Below are 16,816 nucleotides of genomic sequence, written 5' to 3'. Positions count from 1 at the left end.
CTCCACCGGGGCCCCGCCCGCCCTCGGCCGCTGTCGTGCCGTCACCGCGAGCAGCCACAGGCGGTGCAGTTCCAGACGTTCCTCCGGTCTCGCCCCGCAGAAGGCGGCCAGGCGCTCCACCGGGGCGTAGTCCTGCGGGACGGCGTCGCCCGCGCAGTACCGGTGCAGCGTGGAGGTGTTCATGTTGAGGCGCCGGGCCAGAGAGCCGTAGCTCCGGTCCGTGCGGTCCTTCAGTCGGCGCAGCAGCGCCGCGAACCGCTCGACGTCGTCCCCGGTCGACACCGTTCCCCCCGTCCCACCGCGTATCCCCGCATCCCAGGCGGCCCATATACCTGCACGTCAGACGGGCTGGGATGGTTCCACCGCCGCCGGATGGGCGTCCAGCGTTGCACCGGGCCGCCGTGACGGCCGATGCTCCTGGTGTCGCACCGACCAGGGCCGGACCGACCAGCCGGCGGCGGGCGGCGCACGACATCCATGCACTCGTCCACGGGGGACACCCATGCCCAGGCGCGCCCGAGCCGGCCCGCTCCTCGCTCCACCGGCCACCTGACCAGGGCCGCCCTCCGTCACGGGGGTGGGGAGGGCGGCCCATCGACCACCGACAGCGCCCTTCGGCGCGATCCGGCACGACTCGGAAACAGAGGAACACACATGATGAGCAAGACCCGCACCGTACTGACCGCCGGCGTCCTCGCCGCCGCCCTCGGCCTCGGCGCCACCGCCCAGGCCTCCGCCGGCGCCCCGCGCAGCGTCAGCGGCAAGACGTCCGACGACATCACCCGCATCGCCGACTTCTACGGCACCTACATCGACGCGGTGATCGACGAGGACCGCGGCAACCTCGGTCAGGCCCTGCGCAACCACTACCTCACGCCCGCCTTCCAGCGGAAGCTGGCGGCCTGGGAGGACCGCGAGCACGCCGACGGCGTCCTGCGCGCCCAGAACGTCCCGCTCGCCTGGAAGGTCACCGACAACGGCACCACCCGCAACCGCACGGAGGCCGTCGTCACCCTCACCTGGGGCAGCGGCACCACCACCAAGCTGGTCGTCGACATGACCCGCGACAGCCACAGGATCTTCCACATCAGCGCGAAGGGCGCGGCCCGCAAGTAGTCACTCGCCCCGCAGCCGCAGCGCGAGAATCCGGAACGGTCGCTGCCCGAAGGCCAAGTCACCTCCGCGCACCGGCCGTTCCGGGGCTGATGCTGGGTTCGAGGGCGGTCCATCTGGCCGCGCACGCCCGCTGTCGGGCCCTTGTGGTGCGTGACCGTGCCGAGGGCACCGGCGAGGTCCTGGCCGTGACCGGCATCGTCATCCTGGACGGGCGCCGACTCGGCTCCGGCCTGCCGGGCCAGCCGCACGATCCCCGCGTAGGTGCTGTCCTGCTCGGTGGCAGTGGCGCGCAGTTCGAAGGCGCCTCCGGCGTTCACCACACCGCTGCGCACCTTCTCGCCCCGCGCGCGCTCGACCTGCAGTGGCTCGCCGGTGAGGACTGACTCGTCGAGGACGGCGGTGACGGTTTCCACGCGGCCGTCGACCGGAACCACCTCGCCCGCTCGCTCCACCTACGCCGACCTCCGCTCGGGAGCCACCCGCCTCCTGGAGACCAACCACACCCTGCCCGCTCCTGCCGACCGCCTCTACCTGGTGCTCTCCGAACCGCCCGCCGAGGACTGGTCGGCCGACACCTTGTACGGCGTCTTCGGCGTTCACGTCCTGTGGCGCACCCCCGACAGTTGGGGCGGCCGGGACGCGGAAACCGCCCTTGGCTCCGGACAGGCGTAACCGCTTCCGACGGGAGCGCGATTTTTCCGTACCCGCTCGTGCTGCCGTGCTGGAAGGGGACGTAGTCGGGGGAGAGGCCCAGCGTTCCCACGCTCCGCCTCACCTGGACCACGGCCCGGTACCGCCACGTGCCGGGACATCCGCGCGGGTGCGCGCGGCCTGGCCGATGGTGTGTGTGCCACGAGCGGCCGGGTACTCGGGTGCATCCACTGTGAGGGGCGCCCCCGCAGGAACCCAGGCCGTCACGGCTCGACGGCTGCGGGGCACCCGTCGTCCCACATCCCTCCTGCGAGGCCTCCTATGAGCCGTCTCTTCTCGCCGCTCACCCTCCGCGGCACGACCTTCCCGAACCGGGCCTGGGTGGCCCCCATGTGCCAGTACAGCTCGGTCGACGGCTATCCGCAGGACTGGCATCTGGTCCATCTCGGCTCCCTGGCACGCGGCGGGTCCGGCCTGGTCATGCAGGAGGCCACGGCAGTGGAACCTGAGGGCCGGATCACCCCTTCCGACGCCGGCATCTGGGATGACGGCCAGGCCGCCGCGTACAAGCGGATTACCGACTTCGTCCACGGGCGGGGAGCCATTGCCGGCATCCAGATCTCCCATGCCGGCCGCAAGGCGTCGACGGCACCGCCCTGGGAGGGTGACGTGTACGTCGAACCGGAGGCCGGAGGATGGCAGACGGTGGCACCGTCGCCGCTGCCGTTCGGCGACTGGCCGGCCCCACGGGAGCTCGGCGCGGACGACATCCGCGCTCTGGTCCGGGCCTTCGGCGAGGCCGCCGCGCGGGCGCTGTCCGCCGGCTTCGAGGTCCTGGAGATCCACGCCGCGCACGGCTATCTGCTGCACCAGTTCCTGTCACCGCTGTCCAACCACCGCAGCGACGAGTACGGAGGCGATCTCGACGGGCGCAGCCGTTTCCTCGTCCAGGTCACCGACGCCGTACGGGCGCAGTGGCCGGAGGACCACCCGCTGTTCGTACGCTTCTCGGCCACGGACTGGGCCGACGGAGGCTGGACCCCGGAGGAGACGGTCGAGCTGTCGCGGCATCTGGTGGCCCACGGCGTCGATCTGGTGGACATCACCAGCGGCGGGCTCGTCCACAACGCCCGTATCGAAGTGGAGCCCGGCTACCAGGTGCCCTTCGCCCGAGCCGTCCGCGAGGGCGCGGCCCTGCCCGTCTCCGCGGTCGGCCTGATCACCGCACCGGAGCAGGCCGACCAGATCCTCGTGGACCGCTCGGCCGACGCGATCATGCTCGCGCGCGAACTGCTGCGCAACCCGACCTGGCCGCTCCGCGCGGCCCACGTCCTCGGTGACGACGTCCCGTGGCCGAAGCAGTACCAGCGTGGCCGCCCACGTCATCGCTGAGGCCGTCGTCGCCCGAGCACCCGGGAATCCGGCACAAGCCAAGGAGGTTGCTGATCCTTCTCTGTGCCCCTGGCAGGATTCGAATCTGCGACACCCGCTTCAGGACTTCGATCCCGCGCCTGCGTGGCTGCGGTCCAACCTGGCTGCGGTCCAACCTGTGCGCGGGTGATGATCAGTGCGTGCCCCTCTGTCTACCGCACGTCTACGTAGTCCCCGGCGCTCTTGACCGTCGCGGTCGTGCTGGTGCCGGAGAAGTAGTAGCGCCAGTAGCCGTCGCCGGCAGCTGTCGCGGTGGTCTTCAGGTTGCCGGTGCTGTTGGTGTACACGGTCTTGACCGTCGTGTAGGTGTCTGTTCCCGCTTTGCGGAACTGCAGCTTGACCGGCTGATTGGTGTAGCCACGGTAGTCGTGGGTCTCCCAGTTGGCGCGGGTCAGTTTGCCGGTGACGGTGATGGTCTTGCCCTTGGCGACCGGCTCCGGCGAAGCGTTGACGCTGAGCTTCGAGTAGCGCTGGATGTTGGTGTACTTGTAGGCATCCAGGGAGATGCCGCCGTTGCCCTTGTCGAAGGCGTCGACGCCGACCTTCCACTGCCCGGCCCAAGAGTTCTTCTGCAGGTCGCGGGGGTTGAGGGTGAAGGGGACGACGCAGGTCTTCGTCGCGGCGTCGACGGCTGTGCACGTAGGACGGCCGAACGGCACCGTCATGTCCGTGTCTTCTTCCTTGGGGCCGCCGTGCCAGACGAACACGCGGGCCGTTTCGATGCCGTCCGGATCGGTGGCGGTCACCGAAGCCGAGAAGGTGACCGTGTTGGAGATGCCGACCACGATGGGCTTGCCACCGTTGACCGTGACGCTGGTGATCGTAGTGTCGCCGCCCCACGACTCGTCGGCCTGAGCCGTTGGAGCGCTGGCGACGGCGAGTGCCAGGGCGCCGGACAGAGCGGCACCTATGGCGATTGAGCGCATGTAGTCCCCAGGAAAATCAGGCCTGCCGATCGAGCCCCCGCCGCAGGCACCACGATAGATAGCGGGAGCGTACTGCGTTCACGCCAACTTGGCTGATTGTCCACCTGCACGTCCGTCATCACACCAGCGGGACCGACATCGCGGAAAACCGGACTGCCCTCAAGGCACGAGAAACCGTGCTGCTCACGGGTGGCCCGTGCGCGTACCGGCGGTCTGAACCATGGGGGTGGAAGTCGGTGTTGTACGCACACGAGGTGATCCTGAACGAACTCGCACAGGGGCGTAGACCGGTGGCCGAGGGCGTTGAGTGGTTCGAGGGCCTCTCAGAGGATGACCAACGCAAGGTCCTGCACGCACTGGTGCTGTTCTGCGGGCAGGCCCGCGCCTGCGAGGAGGACGTGCCGGAGAGCATCGCGCGTTCCGGCATCCGCCCCACCCATGCGCCGGCGGTGATGCTGACGAAGTGGCGCTTCGGGATGGAAGCACTTCCGGCCTACGAACTCAACAAGTCCTTCCGCCTGCTCGTCGCCCTCTTCAGTATTGCGGACACCCGCAGGCGGTCGCTGTACTGCGCTGGGGGATGTGGCCACGGGTGGCACAACCTGCCGGATCCACCACGGGACGCAACCCCGGTTCGACGTGCGTTCGACAGAAGCCCGTGATTGCTCCGGGACGGCGGAGGGCCGGTCTACGTGCGCCGCGCCCGCGGCACCGCTGATGCGGACATTCCGGGCCGAATCTAGACTGGCCAAGGCATAGAAAGGCCTGAATTAGGGAGATGTGCACCGTGGCTAAACGAGGTAACAAGCGACGCGGCCGTAAGAAGAAGAAGGCCAATCACGGCAAGCGCCCCAACGCCTGAGCCAACCTGAGCAAGACGGCCGAGGGGGTCCACCCCCGCCGGACGGCGGTGATCAGGTCCAGATCAGCATCACCATGGATGTCTACACGCACGTCGTGCAGGACACCCAGCGCGAGGCCATGGCTGCTGCGGAGGCGCCCTGGGCGTCAGTGACCGCCCCCGTTGATGTCAAAGCTGGATGTCAAAGCCCACCTACCAAGATCGGTAGGTGGCCTTCTGACTGGTGCCCCCGGCAGGTTTCGAACCTGCGACACCCGCTTTGAAGGAGCGAGGTTGGGGGGCACCATCGTGACCTGGGAATCCCTGCCTTGGGCGGCGCAGGGTGGTACGCGCCCCGGTGAACCTCGAATTCCCGTGAGTCCCCGTCCGTTCTGGCACGGAAGTGGCACGCCCTGCGGCCCCCTCGATGCGAACTACAGGCGGGGCGGTCGCTGAGGCCATGTGCGCTCGTCACGGAGCCGCTCGCGGTTGGCACTACCCCGGCGCTAGTTGATGGTGATATGGAAGGTTGAGACGCTGCCATCGGCCTTGGTCAAGGTTACCGGCCCGAACGTGATGATCGCTGAGGAGTTGCCTCCCGGACCCTTGTAATAGCCGATCGCCCTGGTGATCCGGACAGCGAGGGCCACGAGGGTCGAAGCGCCCTGTTCGTCGACGTTGACCTTGGGCTGGGCCAGCGCAGGATGGCCGTTGGCTTCCGCCCAGTCGCAAAAGCTGCGGGAGTCGCGGCTCATGTCGGGGAGGATGCTCTGGTTGGCCCAGGCCCACAGCCACGAGCCTGACCCTGGACTGAAGCTGCCGAGGATCTGCGCAGGCGCAGTCGCGGTCTTGTCAGGGAAAGTCCAGGTGATGACGCCGGTTGTCTGGTCCAGGTCCCAGCGATCCGCCGAGCCCAGGCCCCAGGACATGTGGGCACGACCGAGTTGTTCGATCATGTCCTCGCCCTGCAGAACGAGCACACTTAGGTCTGCTCGTTCCCCTGTCCGAGCAGCACTCTCCGCCTTATTGGCGCGCTTGAATATGCCCATGCCGCGGAGTCTGCCAGACGCCCCTGGCGCTGAGGTCGGCGGAGCCTGGGCGGTGTCGTCCGTCTACCGAGGCCGGCGCCACCGATTTTGCACTCTGGCTTCATCCTTATCAGGTCGATCATCCCGGACCGTTGATGCAGGCGCTCGCCGACAGTGAGGCGGTTTAGCGAGCGTAAGGGCCCGCGCCGAATCCACGCCCGTCCGGGGTTGTTGGTGTCAGGCGTTGGTGTCAGACACCAGCGGACTGCTTGACCGTTGAGAGGTCGAGGTGTAGTAGGCCTCTGACCGCACGAGCAGGAGCACAGTGATCAAGCCCGTCTGCCGTCGCTCCACGCACCGTGGAGCAGGAGGCGTGAATCCTGACGTCCAGGTGGATCGCACTACCGGCCGCTAACTCAGTCGGCCGAACCTGTACCACTCTCAAAACGGAATCCCAAAGCGCTCATCAACTCTCGTACCAGGTCTTCCGCGAATGGGTCCGCCTCGGCGGCGAGCACCGCAGCCACCGCATCAGTATCCGGTTCACGGCCAGCCTCTCTCGCCCAGTCGGCTGCGAGGGGGGCGGCCTCCTCGTTCCGTTTCAGCAACTGCTCCGGAGCGCCATAAGAATCGCGCGCCATCTGCGGCGACAGCACGCAGTCCCACCTCGGCCCCTTCGGGCTAGCTGCCTCCACGGCCGCCACATCACTGTCAAACACATGGGCGACGAGCACGGGAGCCTGCGTCTCCTGCACGATCGAGTCGGCGGGTCTACCACCACCGTGGAGTTGCACGATCTGCCAGGCACCGTCTTGAGCCGACCAGGACAGGTCACCGCCTGCCTGCCGCATCGCAGGAAGCTCTGCCAAGGGCCCGTCGCACCGGGCCACCACGAAAGATCCAAAGAATCCCATGAGCCAGATGCTATGAGCCGCTGCTGACAACGCCTCTCTCTCGCCGCCAAGAGACCCGCGAGCCCTGCCACTGACAGATCGCCTCAACCCACACTCTCCCCAGCTCCTATCCCGTCCGCCGTCGACCCACACACCGTGGAGCGGGCGTGGTTCATGGCGTCCAGGTGGAGCGCGCCACTGTACGAACGACCTGGACGCCATGGGCCGCGTCTGCTCGGGCTCTGCCTGGGTCGATGGCGTACGGGATGGGAGCACCCCGCGCAAGCCACTACGGACCCGCAGTCGGCGGCGGCGCCCCCTCCCTCCCGGTGCCGACCGATCCCCCGCCGGAGGCATCGCCTTGACCGCGGGCCGCTCTATGTGGTGATCGACTCGATGAGGTAGAGAAACCCGTAACTCGGGTCTGCTGAGAGGCCCAGATCCGCCGACCGTGCCACATAGGGCGTGCACTTGCTTGGCCGTGTGGCACGCGTGTGGCACGGCCGTGATCACAGCAAAGGGCCAGTTCCGAGAGGATCACCCCTCGGAACTGGCCCTTCATCGTGTGCCCCCGGCAGGATTCGAACCTGCGACACCCGCTTTAGGAGAGCGGTGCTCTATCCCCTGAGCTACGAAGGCGCTGTACTCGGTCCACAGGGTACCGGATCAGGGCGGGGCGGTGGATCAGGACCGGGGGACGTGGGTGAAGCGAGCGGCGGTGTGGAGGTCTGTCTGGATGTGGTCGGCGGTGGCGCGGAGGGCGGGGAGCAGGTCCGTCACGCAGTCCTGGAGGGTGCGGCGGGCCGCGTGCGTGGCCACGTTCACCGCGGCGACCGCCCGGCCGGTCCGGTCGCGTACCGGCACGGCGATGGAGCGCAGCCCTGATTCCAGCTCCTCGTCGGCCAGGGCATAGCCCTGGGCGCGGATCTCGGCGAGGGCGGGGGGCAGGGGGCCTTCGGCGTCGGCGAGCAGGACGCGGCCCAGGGAGGTTCCGGTGGCCGGGAGGCGTGCGCCGACCGCGATGTCCACGGTCAGTACCCGGCTCGCGCCCGCGCCGGCCGTGTACTGGATCTCCGTACCCGTATTCGTGCCGGGTGCCAGGACCGCCAGCGCGGTCGGCTCGTGGAGCCGGTCGGCGAGGGCCCTGAGGTGGGGCGTGGCGAGGCGGGGGAGTGTGGTGCGGGACAGCGGCGGGAAGCCCAGGTCCAGGACGCGCGGGGTGAGGGTGAAGGTACGGGGGTCGGGTCCGGTGGTCACCAGGCCCAGGTGCTCGTAGGTGATCAGCGCCCGCCGGGCCGTGGCCCGGGCCAGGCCGGTCGCCCGGGCCACCTCGGTCAGCGGCAGCGCCGAGCGGCCCTCGCCGAACGCGGTCAGCACGGACAGGCCCCGGGCCAGGGACTCGATGAACTCGCGGCCCAGTTCGTGCTTGGACGCCGTGGTCCAGGTCGCCAGGCCCGAGGGCGGCGGGCCGGGCTCCGGCGGGGGCGCCTGGCGCAGGTCGGCCTCCATGGCCGCCACCGCCATGCGCAGGCGGGGCAGCAGGGTGGTGCGCAGGGCGTCCGCCGTGTGCCGGCTGGTGTGGCTGACCACGCTCGCCACGCACGCCACCCGGCCGGTCGCCGGGTCCCGCACCGGCACGGACACCGCCACCAGGCCCGGCTCGATCAACTGGTCGTCCAGCGCCCAGCCGTTCCGGCGGGCCTGTGCTGCTCTCGCCTCGAAGTCCGCCAAGTCGGGGGAGGGGGAGCTGGGTTGAGGGGGTACCGCAGGGAAGGACACGTTCGACGGGTCGCCGGACAGCCGGGTCTGCCAGCGCGCCCACTCCGCTTCGTCCCACTCTGCCGCGAACAGCGCTCCAGGTGCGGTGCGTTCGGCCGGGAGCAGGTCGCCGATGCGGAAGCTCACCGACATCGCGCGGCGGCGGGTCGCCTGGTGGATGAAGCGGACGCCGTCGAGGTCGGCGACCGCGAGCGACACCGACTCGTCCAGTTCGTCGGCGAGGGCGTCCGCGCGGGCGTCGAGCAGGGCGGGCAGGCGCAGCGCGGCCAGGTAGGCGTTGCCCAGCTCCATCACCCGGGGGGTGAGAACGACGTCCCGGCCGTCGTGGCGGACGTATCCCATGCGGGCCAGGGTGGCGGTGATCCGGTCGACCGTGGACCGGGCGAGCCCGGTGGCCCGTTCCAGCGCGCTCGGGCTGAGCGTCCCGCCCGCCTCGGTCAGTTGCCGCAGCACGGCGATCCCGCGCATCAGTGGCGCGACCGCCTCGGCCGGCGGGCCGGGCACGGCATCCTGGTCCAGGGCGGTTCTCGGGGGCATCGGGTCGGTTCTCCGGTCCGGTACGGCGGTGTGCTGCGGGAACGCCTACGGTAGACCGCCCGGCGCGGCGCCCACCCCGCTACCGTCGAGTGACCCGTACCTTGAACTCCCCGTCGTTCCCCGTCGCGCTCATCTCGACCGTGATCCCGTGGCCCGGGTCCTTGAAGGACTCGCCGGTGGTGAAGGGGGCGTCGGAGAGTTCTGCCTGGACGTTGGGGCTGCGGGTGCAGCCGCCGCTGTGGCGGTGGGCGTCGTAGACCGTTATCGGGCCGCGCCCGGTGTCCACGGTGGCGTCGACCTTGTATATGAGGATGCCCGGCTCGCACACCGCCTCGTCGTTGCCCCCCGGCGCGCGCAGCTCCAGGGCGTAGGCGCTGCGCCCGTCTATCGGTATGAGGACCAGCTTTCCGCCGCCCGGCCGGTACAGCGGCGTCAGGGTGTAGTCGGTGCGGCCGGGGCGGGCCGCGCAGCCGACCTGGGTGCCGTCCAGCCAGCCCAGTTTCCACTTGTGCCAGCCGAGGAGGTCGTTGTTGACCCCCCAGTCCTCGCTCATGATGTCCCAGTGGCCCACCGCCGAGCCGCCCTCCTGGGTGTAGAGGTCGGGCAGCCCGAAGGTGTGGCCGTTCTCGTGCGGGAGTACCCGGTAGCCGGTGCGGCCGTAGGAACCGGAGCCGTCGTCCTGGCGGGAGTAGACGAAGGACGCGTTGCCGACGACGACGCCGTCGGCGACCGGGGCGTCGGAGTTGCCGGCGAAGGTCACGGACAGCACCGTGTCCAGGGCGGAGGGGCCGGCGTTGGGGGTGACCAGCACGTTCAGCAGGTCGTAAGAGCGGAAGTCCACGTCGGGGTCGGCGGCGGCCACCATGTCCTGCACGAGCTGGCGGTAGCCGGGGTCGAAGGGCGCGCCGCGCTCTATGCCGTAGGCCTTGAACGGTTTCGGCATGCGCAGCCAGCCGGATATCGGGGTTTCCGGGCGGTAGTCGAGCCGGCCGTAGGACGCCGTGCGGAACCATTCCTGGGTCTGCGGGAAGAACTCGTGGAAGCGGTCCTGGGCGCTGCCCTGCCCGGGGGCGTCGGAGAAGTCGATCATCAGGGTCAGGGCGCGGACCGTGCCGGTGGAGCGGGAGTAGCCGACCGGGGTGGGGACGCCTTCCGTCATCTGCACGTCCATGCCGCCGCGGATCATGCAGGGGGAGAGGGCGGAGGAGCGGACCAGGCCTGTCGGCCCGGCGGTGGAGGACGCCGACAGCTGCCCGGTTCCGGCCGAGGTGCTGGCCGCGAAGGTCAGGACGGTCACCGAGGCCAGGGCGGCCGCACGGCGCGGGCGTATGCGGCGGCGTGGCGACGGCGGCTGCATGCATGGACCTCCCGCTCCACGGCAGCCGGCGGGTCCGACGACTGCACCCTTGTGATCACCCTGGGTCGGCGGGGCGGGGGGCGCGCGCTGGGGCAGCCGATCGTGGGAATCCCGGTGGGCACAGGTGTGAGCCAGGTCACGGGGAAGTTTTTCGAGAGGGGGAAATAACCGGGGACGCGTTCCCCGTTTAGACCTGTGTCCGCGCGAAACGGGGACCCAGTCCCCGGATCGCCAGAACCACCCAGACAAGGAGTACGCCGTGCAGACCTCCCTCCCCGCACCGCGCAAGGTGTCCCGGCCCCGCGCCGACGCCCTGCGCAACCGGGAGCGGATCGTCACCGCCGCCCGGGAGATGTTCGTCGAGCACGGCCCGGACGTGCCGTTCGACGAGATCGCCCGCCGGGCCGGTGTCGGCAATGCCACGGTGTACCGCAACTTCCCGGACCGCGACGCCCTCGTCCGCGAGGTCGTCTGCTCGGTCCTCGACCGGACCGTACGGGTGGCCGAACAGGCGCTGTCCGAGGGCGGCGACGCGTTCGAGGCGCTGGAGCGCTTCGTGCACGCCGCCGCGGACGAGCGGATCAGCGCCCTGTGCCCGATGGTCACCAGCACGTTCGACCAGCACCACCCCGATCTGGAGGCCGCCCGGGAGCGCGTCGAGCGCATCGTCGAGGACCTCATGGACCGGGCCAAGGGGGCCGGGCTGCTCCGCACCGACGTGGGTGTCGGTGACCTCATGGTCGCCGTCGCCCAGCTCAGCCGGCCGCCGGCCGGCACGGACTGCTGCAGCGTCGACCGCTTCGCACACCGTCATCTTCAGCTGTTCCTGGACGGTCTGCGGGCTCCGGGCCGCTCCGTCCTGCCGGGTACGGCCGTGACCATGGAGGACCTCCGCAAAGCCTGACCGATCAGCCTGACCGATCAGCCCGAACGAGCAGTTCGACCGATCAGTTCGGGGCCGTGCGCCGGTCCTGACCCACAGCACTCGCAGCACTCTTAGCACTCACACCACCCAGAGGGCCTGGCGCCGCCGGCCGCACCGCGCCGGAAACCCAGCTTCCGGCCGTCGCCGCCGACGCGCCGTCCGATACCTACGTCTTTTTCCGTCACGAAGTCCCGAAGTGGGTACCTCCATGTCCGAAACAGCCCTCAAGGCTCCCGGCGCCACCGCACCGAGCGGTGACGCCAACCGCTGGAAAGCGCTCGTCTTCATCGCGCTCGCCCAGCTGATGGTCGTCCTCGACGCCACCATCGTGAACATCGCGCTGCCCTCCGCCCAGACCGACCTCGGCATATCCGACGGCAACCGGCAGTGGGTCGTCACCGCCTACGCCCTCGCCTTCGGCGGTCTGCTGCTCTTCGGCGGCCGTGTCGCCGACCTGTGGGGCCGCAAGCGCGCCTTCGTGCTGGGCCTGGGCGGCTTCGCCGCCGCCTCCGCGCTCGGCGGCGCCGCCACCACCGGAACGATGATGTTCGGCGCCCGCGCGCTGCAGGGTGTCTTCGGCGCGCTGCTCGCCCCGGCCGCGCTGTCCCTGCTCGCCGTGATGTTCACCGACGCCAAGGAGCGCGCCAAGGCGTTCGGCATCTACGGTGCGATCGCCGGTGGCGGCGGCGCCGTCGGCCTCATCCTCGGCGGCTTCCTCACCGAGTACCTGGACTGGCGCTGGACCTTCTTCGTGAACGTCCCGTTCGCCGTCGTGGCCGCGCTCGGAGCCTGGTTCGTCATCCGTGAGCCGGAGGGCGGCCGCAACCGCTCCCCGCTCGACATCCCCGGCGTGATCCTGTCCAGCCTCGGCCTGTTCGCGCTCGTCTACGGCTTCACCCGCGCCGAGTCCGACGGCTGGGGCGACACCGTGACCGTCGCGATGTTCGTCGCGTCCGCGGTGCTGCTCCTCGCCTTCGTGCTGGTCGAGTCCCGGGTCAAGGCCCCGCTGCTGCCGCTGCGCGTGGTCACCGACCGCAACCGCGGTGGCATCTACCTCTCCCTCGGCCTCGCGATCATCGGCATGTTCGGCCTGTTCCTCTTCCTGACCTACTACCTGCAGGTCGTGAAGGGCTACTCGCCGGTCAAGACCGGTTTCGCGTTCCTGCCGATGGTGGCGGGCATGATCACCGGGTCCACCCAGATCGGCACCCGGCTGATGACCCGCGTCCCGGCCCGGCTGCTGATGGGCCCCGGCTTCCTGGTCGCCGGGTTCGGCATGCTGCTGCTGACGCAGATGGAGATCGGCTCGTCGTACGCGACGCTGCTGCTGCCCGCGATGGTGCTGCTCGGCCTCGGCATGGGTACGGCGTTCATGCCGGCCATGTCCCTGGCCACCTCGGGTGTCGAGCCCCGGGACGCCGGTGTCGCCTCCGCGATGGTCAACACCTCGCAGCAGGTGGGCGGCGCGATCGGCACCGCCCTGCTGAACACCGTCGCCGCGTCCGCGAAGACCTCGTATATCAAGGACCACATCGCCGGTGCGGCCACCAAGCCGCAGCAGCAGCTCGTGGGCCTGCAGGGCATGGTGCACGGCTACAGCACGGCGATCGGCTTCGCCGTCGGCATCCTGGCCCTCGCCGCGCTGATCGCCTTCACCTTCGTCAACGCCGGCCGCCCGGGCTCCACCCCGGTCGCCTCCGGCGAGGGCGTCGAGGACGAGGTGCCGGTGCCGGTGGTGGCCCACTGACCGGCCGTACGGTGCCCCACCGGGCGCCCCGCACGGTGATTTAGCGGAGCCAGGGAAGGTCCGCACCCGCTTCGTTGGGCTGGAGGCCCTCGGCGACGATCTCCATGATCTCGCCGAGGGCCTTCTGCTGCTCCGGGGTCAGCCGCTCGAACAGCGCCTGGCGTACGGCGGCCACGTGGCCCGGCGCGGTGCGGCCCAGCACCTCGGCGCCCTCGTCGGTGAGCACCGCGAACTGACCTCGCTTGTCGGAGGGGCAGTCCTCGCGGCGGACCCAGCCGTTCTTCTCCAGCCGGGCTATCGCGTGGGACAGCCGGGAGCGCGTGATCTTCGACTTCATCGCCAGCTCGGTCATCCGCAGCCGGCGGCGCGGTGCCTCGGCGAGGCCGACGAGGAGGCCGTAGTAGATGTGCGGCATGCCCGCGTCACGCTGGAGCTGCCGGTCGAGGTGGTCCTCGAGCAGGGTGGTGGCGTGCAGATAGGCGCGCCAGACGCGCTGCTCCTCGTCGGTGAGCCAGCGGTGCCGGCCGGCGGAGTCCGTTGCCGTGTTCATGTGTCCCACTGTACGAGGCATCTCCTTGAAACTTGAACAAGTCGGGCGTACGCTGTAGCCGGAAAGCTTGAGACTTAAAGCACCTTCGCCTTGAAGGGTGCGTCTCACAGGGACCGAGTGCCAGGAGTCGCCGTCATGTCCGCCGCACCGCAGGAGACGTCCGCTGCCGGGCGGGAGCGCATGCCCGCCCTCTACCTCAGCCACGGCGCCCCGCCGCTCGCCGACGACCCCGTCTGGCCGGGCCAGCTCGCCGCCTGGTCGGCCGGGCTGCCGCGCCCCAGGGCGATCCTCATGGTCTCCGCCCACTGGGAGGAGGCCCCGCTCGCCCTGGGCGCCGTCGAGACCGTCCCCCTCGTCTACGACTTCTGGGGTTTCCCCGAGCACTACTACCGGGTCCGGTACGCCGCCCCCGGCGCGCCCGAGCTGGCCGAATCCGTCCGCAAACTGCTGCGCGCCCCCGGCATCCCGGTCCAGGACATGCCCGACCGCGGCCTCGACCACGGTGCCTACGTGCCGCTCGTCGAGATGTTCCCGGGCGCCGACATCCCCGTCCTGCAGATCTCCATGCCGACCCTCGACCCGGTCCGGCTGATGGACATCGGCCGCAGGCTCGCCCCGCTGCGCGACGAGGGCGTGCTGATCGTCGGCTCCGGCTTCTTCACCCACAACCTCGCCGCCCTGCGGCACACCGGGGCCGGCGTGCCGACCTGGTCCGCCGAGTTCGACGACTGGGGCCGCCGGGCCCTGGAGGCCCGCGACTGGGACATCCTGCTGGACTTCCTCAAGAAGGCCCCGGCCGGGCGCTACGCCCATCCGCGCACCGAGCACTTCGCCCCGCTCTTCGTGACCATGGGCGCGGCCGAGGCGGGCGGCGAACTCGACGCGCAGAAGTCGGTGATCGACGGGTTCTGGATGGGACTGGCGAAGCGGTCGCTGCAGTTCGGGTGAGAGCGGGGGCGAGGGGTGCCTATTCGAGGGGGGCCCGCCCGAGGTCCTTCTCGTACCAGGCCACGTCCCAGTAGCGGCCGAACTTGCGGCCCACCTCCCGGTAGGTGCCGACGTGCCGGAAGCCGAAACGGGCGTGCAGGCGCCGCGAGGCCTCGTTCGGCTGCGCGATGCCCGCGTAGGCGCGGTGCAGGTCCTCACCGGCCAGCGCCTCGAAGAGGGCGCCGTAGAGCAGGCTGCCGACGCCGCGGCGGCCGGCCCCCGGGGCGACGTACACGGTGGTCTCCACGGAGGTGGAGTACGCGGGCTTCGCGCGGTAAGGGCTGGATGTGGCGTACCCCAGAATCCGCTGTGAGTCCGCCGCCGTGGCAACCATCAGGCGGTACGGGCCGTCTTCCGGGTGGGAGAGCAGCCAAGGGCGGCGTTCTTCCGCGCTGAAGATGGCCGTGTCGAATGTGATCGCCGTCTCACGCACATAGTGGTTGTAGATCTCCGTGAGGGCATCGAGATCCCCCTCGATCCCCGGCCTGACCTGCACCTCTGTGTGTGTCGACGACATTGCGCCTCCCCGTGTGGCCGACAGGGTACTGCATGATCAGAAAAATCGAGGGTCGGGTTGGGAATTCTGTCCGGATTCCAGTCGTTGTTTCCCACGGATGCGGGCACTCGAGGAGAGTCCCAAGGAGTCAGATCCGCGAGACGAATCCGTTCGATGCCGAGCGTTCGAAGGACCACCCGCCAGCCCACCATCGCAAGGGAGCACGCATGGCAACCCGTGCCGTCGCCCGTCGTAAGTCCGCCACTGGCGAGACGGCCGACTCGGCAGGCAGTGTTCGCGCCCACGCCGGCGAGATTGCCGATCGCGACCTGGTCGGCATGTACCTCGACGAGATCGCGCGTACACCGCTGCTCGACGCCGCCAAGGAGGTCGAGCTGTCCCAGACCATCGAGGCGGGTGTGTTCGCGCGGCAGGTCCTCGACGGCGAGGAGGAGTCGAAGTCGGACGCCACCTCCGAGGAGCTGCAGGCCCTGGTCGACGCCGGTGAGCGGGCCAAGGACGTCTTCATCCGCTCCAACCTCCGCCTGGTCGTGGCGGTGGCCCGGCGCTACCCGCGCAGCGGCCTGCCGCTGCTGGACCTGATCCAGGAGGGCAACGCCGGTCTGGTGCGCGCCGTCGAGAAGTTCGACTACCGCAAGGGCTTCAAGTTCTCGACGTACGCCACCTGGTGGATCCGCCAGGCCATCACCCGCTCGATAGCCGACCAGTCCCGCACGATCCGGCTCCCCGTCCACCTGGTGGAGGAGCTGGGCCGTATCCGCCGTGTCCAGCGCGAGTTCAACCGCGAGCACGGGCGCGAGCCGGAGCCCGCGGAGATCGCCGCCGAGCTGGGCTCGACGCCGGAGCGTGTGACCGACGTGCTCGACTGGTCCCGTGACCCGGTCTCCCTGAACATGCCGGTGGACGACGAGGGCGAGACCCAGTTCGGCGACCTGCTGGAGGACACCTCGGCGGTCTCCCCGGAGCAGTCGGTCCTCACGCTCCTGCGCAGCGAGGAACTGGACGACCTGATCGGCCGTCTGGACCAGCGCACGGCCTCCATCATCAAGATGCGGTACGGCATCGAGGACGGCCGCGAGCGCACGCTGACCGAGGTCGGCAAGGAGCACGGCCTGACCCGCGAACGCATCCGGCAGATCGAGAAGCACGCGCTGCTCGAACTGAAGAAGCTCGCCCGTGGCACAGGGTTCGACGCGGCGGCCTGACCGGCCGGCGTGCGACCGCGCACATCCGGTGGCGAAAGACGGCGCAAACATGGCGCGGTACCGTCGCTTCAACTCCGGGGCCCGAGGGAAAAACCATTGCGGGCCCAGGAGTTGGACTTGCACCACGGGGCCGCACTCCCAGCCGTAGCACCCACCCCCACAGGTCGCACGGCGAGCACTGACCACGTACTCGCTGAGTGAGCCACGTTCCGACGCCACCCCCCCCGCGTCGGAACGTTCCAGAGCCGGGCCCCGGCGCCTACCCCCCCAGGCGCCGGGGCCCGGCCTCATGCCGGCACGGCGGGCCACCCCGTACCTGAACCCCG

Annotated in this window: 15 protein-coding genes, 1 tRNA gene and 3 pseudogenes; 9 read left to right on the top strand and 10 right to left on the bottom strand. The window is 69.9% G+C overall.

What is annotated here, in order from left to right; all coding sequences use genetic code 11:
- The coding region (locus tag AB0924_RS11100) for a helix-turn-helix transcriptional regulator (RefSeq protein WP_366911192.1) at window positions 1-282 on the bottom strand (282 nt) is incomplete at its 3' end.
- A gap of 372 nt (window positions 283-654) precedes the next feature.
- Between AB0924_RS11100 and AB0924_RS11095 the strand changes: the two genes are divergently transcribed.
- A complete protein-coding gene (locus AB0924_RS11095; protein ID WP_358928599.1) occupies window positions 655-1,116 on the top strand; it encodes a hypothetical protein in 462 nt (153 codons plus the stop codon).
- 206 nt (window positions 1,117-1,322) lie between these two features.
- Here AB0924_RS11095 and AB0924_RS11090 read toward each other — a convergent pair.
- Window positions 1,323-1,556 (bottom strand): annotated as a pseudogene (locus AB0924_RS11090) (heavy metal translocating P-type ATPase); the annotation flags it as partial.
- Window positions 1,557-1,560: 4 nt separating this feature from the next.
- On the opposite strand from AB0924_RS11090, the pseudogene AB0924_RS11085 reads away from it, so the two are divergent.
- A pseudogene (locus AB0924_RS11085) lies at window positions 1,561-1,788 on the top strand (hypothetical protein); the annotation flags it as partial.
- Window positions 1,789-2,088: 300 nt separating this feature from the next.
- On the top strand, window positions 2,089-3,159 hold the full coding sequence (locus AB0924_RS11080; RefSeq protein WP_358928602.1) for an NADH:flavin oxidoreductase/NADH oxidase: 1,071 nt from the start codon (window positions 2,089-2,091) through the stop codon (window positions 3,157-3,159).
- 191 nt (window positions 3,160-3,350) lie between these two features.
- Here AB0924_RS11080 and AB0924_RS11075 read toward each other — a convergent pair whose 3' ends face one another.
- Window positions 3,351-4,124, bottom strand: a complete 774-nt coding sequence (locus AB0924_RS11075) for a calcium-binding protein (RefSeq protein WP_358928604.1) — start codon at window positions 4,122-4,124, stop codon at window positions 3,351-3,353.
- Window positions 4,125-4,378: 254 nt separating this feature from the next.
- Here AB0924_RS11075 and AB0924_RS11070 point away from each other — a divergent pair, with 254 nt between their 5' ends.
- Both AB0924_RS11070 and AB0924_RS11065 read left to right on the top strand, forming a co-directional pair.
- Window positions 4,379-4,786 carry a DUF5958 family protein gene (locus AB0924_RS11070; protein ID WP_358928606.1) on the top strand — a complete coding sequence of 136 codons (408 nt, stop codon included), beginning with the start codon at window positions 4,379-4,381 and terminating at the stop codon, window positions 4,784-4,786.
- 259 nt (window positions 4,787-5,045) lie between these two features.
- A pseudogene (locus AB0924_RS11065) lies at window positions 5,046-5,139 on the top strand (oxidoreductase); the annotation flags it as partial.
- 332 nt (window positions 5,140-5,471) lie between these two features.
- On the opposite strand, the gene AB0924_RS11060 reads toward AB0924_RS11065, so the two are convergent.
- The 5 genes from AB0924_RS11060 to AB0924_RS11040 all read right to left on the bottom strand — a co-directional run bounded on the left by AB0924_RS11060 (window position 5,472) and on the right by AB0924_RS11040 (window position 10,559).
- Entirely contained in the window at window positions 5,472-6,014 is a 543-nt protein-coding gene (locus AB0924_RS11060; RefSeq protein WP_358928608.1) for a DUF6882 domain-containing protein, read from the bottom strand.
- 395 nt (window positions 6,015-6,409) lie between these two features.
- A complete protein-coding gene (locus AB0924_RS11055) occupies window positions 6,410-6,907 on the bottom strand; it encodes a hypothetical protein (RefSeq protein ID WP_358928610.1) in 498 nt (165 codons plus the stop codon).
- 545 nt (window positions 6,908-7,452) lie between these two features.
- Window positions 7,453-7,525 (bottom strand) — tRNA-Arg (locus tag AB0924_RS11050).
- 45 nt (window positions 7,526-7,570) lie between these two features.
- On the bottom strand, window positions 7,571-9,202 hold the full coding sequence (locus AB0924_RS11045; RefSeq protein WP_358928612.1) for an IclR family transcriptional regulator C-terminal domain-containing protein: 1,632 nt from the start codon (window positions 9,200-9,202) through the stop codon (window positions 7,571-7,573).
- Window positions 9,203-9,281: 79 nt separating this feature from the next.
- The gene (locus AB0924_RS11040) at window positions 9,282-10,559 is read right to left on the bottom strand and encodes a M6 family metalloprotease domain-containing protein (protein ID WP_358928614.1); all 1,278 of its coding nucleotides are present in this window, start codon (window positions 10,557-10,559) and stop codon (window positions 9,282-9,284) included.
- Window positions 10,560-10,818: 259 nt separating this feature from the next.
- Between AB0924_RS11040 and AB0924_RS11035 the strand changes: the two genes are divergently transcribed.
- Together AB0924_RS11035 and AB0924_RS11030 are read left to right on the top strand one after the other, a co-directional pair.
- Entirely contained in the window at window positions 10,819-11,463 is a 645-nt protein-coding gene (locus AB0924_RS11035; protein WP_358928616.1) for a TetR/AcrR family transcriptional regulator, read from the top strand.
- 229 nt (window positions 11,464-11,692) lie between these two features.
- A complete protein-coding gene (locus tag AB0924_RS11030) occupies window positions 11,693-13,231 on the top strand; it encodes an MFS transporter (protein WP_358928618.1) in 1,539 nt (512 codons plus the stop codon).
- Window positions 13,232-13,271: 40 nt separating this feature from the next.
- Here AB0924_RS11030 and AB0924_RS11025 read toward each other — a convergent pair whose 3' ends face one another.
- Window positions 13,272-13,781: a MarR family transcriptional regulator gene (locus AB0924_RS11025; RefSeq protein WP_359548420.1), complete on the bottom strand. Its 510-nt coding sequence runs from the start codon at window positions 13,779-13,781 to the stop codon at window positions 13,272-13,274.
- Window positions 13,782-13,916: 135 nt separating this feature from the next.
- Between AB0924_RS11025 and AB0924_RS11020 the strand changes: the two genes are divergently transcribed.
- Window positions 13,917-14,729, top strand: a complete 813-nt coding sequence (locus AB0924_RS11020) for a class III extradiol ring-cleavage dioxygenase (protein WP_366911191.1) — start codon at window positions 13,917-13,919, stop codon at window positions 14,727-14,729.
- A gap of 19 nt (window positions 14,730-14,748) precedes the next feature.
- Here the strand turns inward: AB0924_RS11020 and AB0924_RS11015 are convergent, their stop codons facing one another.
- Window positions 14,749-15,285 (bottom strand): N-acetyltransferase family protein, encoded by a 537-nt coding sequence (locus tag AB0924_RS11015; RefSeq protein WP_358928625.1) that lies wholly within the window; start codon window positions 15,283-15,285, stop codon window positions 14,749-14,751.
- Window positions 15,286-15,491: 206 nt separating this feature from the next.
- Here AB0924_RS11015 and AB0924_RS11010 point away from each other — a divergent pair, with 206 nt between their 5' ends.
- Window positions 15,492-16,490 carry a sigma-70 family RNA polymerase sigma factor gene (locus AB0924_RS11010; protein ID WP_358928627.1) on the top strand — a complete coding sequence of 333 codons (999 nt, stop codon included), beginning with the start codon at window positions 15,492-15,494 and terminating at the stop codon, window positions 16,488-16,490.
- Window positions 16,491-16,816: the final 326 nt, after the last annotated feature.

Origin of the sequence: Streptomyces sp. NPDC047869 (genome assembly GCF_040704065.1) — a bacterium.
Lineage (GTDB): Bacteria > Actinomycetota > Actinomycetes > Streptomycetales > Streptomycetaceae > Streptomyces.
This window is presented reverse-complemented; position numbering and strand designations above follow the sequence as displayed.

Coding starts and splice junctions, on each gene's coding strand:
- AB0924_RS11045 (WP_358928612.1), bottom strand. CDS start 9,202: ATGCCCCCGAGAACCGCCCTGGACCAGGATGCCGTGCCCGGCCCGCCG.
- AB0924_RS11080 (WP_358928602.1), top strand. CDS start 2,089: ATGAGCCGTCTCTTCTCGCCGCTCACCCTCCGCGGCACGACCTTCCCG.
- AB0924_RS11020 (WP_366911191.1), top strand. CDS start 13,917: ATGTCCGCCGCACCGCAGGAGACGTCCGCTGCCGGGCGGGAGCGCATG.
- AB0924_RS11040 (WP_358928614.1), bottom strand. CDS start 10,559: ATGCAGCCGCCGTCGCCACGCCGCCGCATACGCCCGCGCCGTGCGGCC.
- AB0924_RS11055 (WP_358928610.1), bottom strand. CDS start 6,907: ATGGGATTCTTTGGATCTTTCGTGGTGGCCCGGTGCGACGGGCCCTTG.
- AB0924_RS11095 (WP_358928599.1), top strand. CDS start 655: ATGATGAGCAAGACCCGCACCGTACTGACCGCCGGCGTCCTCGCCGCC.
- AB0924_RS11025 (WP_359548420.1), bottom strand. CDS start 13,781: ATGAACACGGCAACGGACTCCGCCGGCCGGCACCGCTGGCTCACCGAC.
- AB0924_RS11060 (WP_358928608.1), bottom strand. CDS start 6,014: ATGGGCATATTCAAGCGCGCCAATAAGGCGGAGAGTGCTGCTCGGACA.
- AB0924_RS11015 (WP_358928625.1), bottom strand. CDS start 15,285: ATGTCGTCGACACACACAGAGGTGCAGGTCAGGCCGGGGATCGAGGGG.
- AB0924_RS11030 (WP_358928618.1), top strand. CDS start 11,693: ATGTCCGAAACAGCCCTCAAGGCTCCCGGCGCCACCGCACCGAGCGGT.
- AB0924_RS11075 (WP_358928604.1), bottom strand. CDS start 4,124: ATGCGCTCAATCGCCATAGGTGCCGCTCTGTCCGGCGCCCTGGCACTC.
- AB0924_RS11010 (WP_358928627.1), top strand. CDS start 15,492: ATGGCAACCCGTGCCGTCGCCCGTCGTAAGTCCGCCACTGGCGAGACG.